We start from the raw sequence: 2128 nt of genomic DNA on the forward strand, positions 1-2128 counted from the left end.
TGAAGGCAGCAACGATGTGCCGGTGCTGATGCTGACAGCGCGTGATCAGCTTGACGATAAATTAGAGGGATTTCAGGCGGGGGCCGATGATTATCTTGTGAAACCTTTTTCCGTGAAGGAGCTCGAAGTGCGGCTGCAGGCACTCATAAAACGTGGCAGCTCTCACACACCACGGACATTGATAGTGGGCGATTTACACTACGATCCCCAGACTCTTGCTGCTACAAGAGCTGGTCAGCTGTTGGAACTCAATCCAGTGCAACGCAAAGTGCTGGAGCTGTTGATGAGAAATACGCATCGTGTTGTCACCCGTGAAGAACTGGAGCAGCACATCTGGGGAGATATGCTGCCCGATAATGATGTGTTGCGCATGCATATCTATAGCCTGCGCAATGTGGTTGATAAACCGTTCGCCACCAAACTGATTCACACTATTCATGGAGCGGGCTACCGACTGGTTGCCGAGCCATCACTTCCATGAATTCTAAAGCATCCCTTAAATTTCGAATACTCACTGCACTTGTACTCATCGTCAGCGTCACTAGTTTTTTGTTTGCAGGAGGCGTGTTGCTCATCAAGTCACAACTGGAGGCAAGAGTTTTCGGTGACATGGTCGCTGAGCAGTTGCGGGTGCTAACGGCGCAACTGGATGATGGCACTTATCATGAAAATGCATTATTCACCGGCTGGGAATTTCTTATTGGTGGTAAAAACACAAATATTGCCCCAGAGTTCGCTGAGTTGGAGCCAGGATCACATCACACGGTCTCGATGGGAGGTTCGGTTTATCAGGTTGAAGTGGGCGAATGGAATGGGAGTCCTGTTTATTTGACCTACGATATTACCGAATGGGAAGCACAGGAACATGCTGTATTACGTATGCTTCTCTATGGCCTTTTTCTGGTATTGATCGTGGCAATTGCCATGGGTTTGAGTGCTACACGGGCTATATTGGCACCGGTGCAGAATCTGTCGCGGCGACTCACCGATATTGAGCCGGGACAAACCGGCTTACGTATTGCTGATGATTATGTCGGCACGGAGATCGGTCAGATTGCATCTTCGTTTGATAAATATCAGGAACGTTTGGAGAAATTTGTCGAGAGGGAACGCTCGTTTACTGCTGCGGCTAGTCACGAGCTACGTACGCCGCTGACCGTGATGATGGGCGCCCTGGATGTACTCTCGGCCGATACTCATAGCCCGGCATCGCAGCGAGCGTTGGAACGTATAAACCGAGCCTGTACAGAAATGCTTGCCTTCATCGAAGCGACGCTTCTTTTATCACGCGAAGAAAGCAGCCAGATCTATCAGGACAGCTCAATAGACCTCGCGGCTCTGGTAGAGCAATGTCTGGAAGATTATGCCGGACAGATCGCTGACCAATCATTGTTGATTGAACGTAATTATTTGGGTTCACCACAATTATTTCTGCCCGTTAATCTGGTGCTGATAACCGTTAGCAATCTACTGCGAAATGCTATCGAGCATACTCAGGGAGGAATCATACGGATTCACATTAGCGACAATGAATTTTCGATCAGCGACACGGGTGAAGGTATCCCAGCTGACAAGCTAACTCAGGTGTTTGAACGTAGTTACAGTACCAAGGTTGGTGGAACAGGGCTGGGACTAAATCTCGTCAAAAGGATATGTGATCGATTGCACTGGACTATTAACTTAGATAGCACCCTTGGTCACGGAACAGTAGTCACAGTGGTTTTCCAACAAAAAGAAAAGGAAATCCCTAATCCACTTTAAGGTTTTTTTTCGGCAGGACAGCTTAAGAATCGCGTCCCAGAAGGATCTCAAACTCCAAAAAAATGACCAACCAAAGCCGTCAGTCCCATTGCCAATGCCCCCCAAAACACAACACGTGAGACGGCTTTTGTAACGGATGCTCCCCCAATCATTGCTGATAATGCGCCCAAAATCGCTAATGCTATTAAAGCACTGATGGAAACACTTATTATCAATCGATTACTTGAGACCAAAAGCACCACCATCAAGGGTAATAACGCGCCAACCGTAAAGGTAGCCGCGGATGAAAATGCTGCCTGGACTGGTTTTGCGGTGAAGTCTTCTGATATGCCAAGCTCATCTCGAGTATGAGCAACTAACGCATCTT

General features: G+C 48.0%; 3 protein-coding genes. 2 read left to right on the top strand and 1 reads right to left on the bottom strand.

Annotated features, from left to right (window positions below; genetic code table 11):
• Together B3O33_RS03245 and B3O33_RS03250 are read left to right on the top strand one after the other, a co-directional pair.
• Positions 1-481: response regulator transcription factor (locus B3O33_RS03245; RefSeq protein WP_292362914.1), on the top strand; the 481-nt coding region annotated here is incomplete at its 5' end.
• Positions 478-1761, top strand: a complete 1284-nt coding sequence (locus B3O33_RS03250) for a sensor histidine kinase (protein ID WP_292362511.1) — start codon at positions 478-480, stop codon at positions 1759-1761. The genes B3O33_RS03245 and B3O33_RS03250, both read left to right, overlap by 4 nt.
• Before the next feature lie 47 nt (positions 1762-1808).
• On the opposite strand, the gene B3O33_RS03255 is transcribed toward B3O33_RS03250, so the two are convergent.
• Positions 1809-2128, bottom strand: a 320-nt coding sequence (locus B3O33_RS03255; protein WP_292362915.1) for a VIT1/CCC1 transporter family protein, incomplete at its 5' end; no start/stop codon positions are given.

It is taken from the genome of Methylophaga sp. UBA1464 (assembly GCF_002325665.1).
GTDB lineage: Bacteria > Pseudomonadota > Gammaproteobacteria > Nitrosococcales > Methylophagaceae > Methylophaga.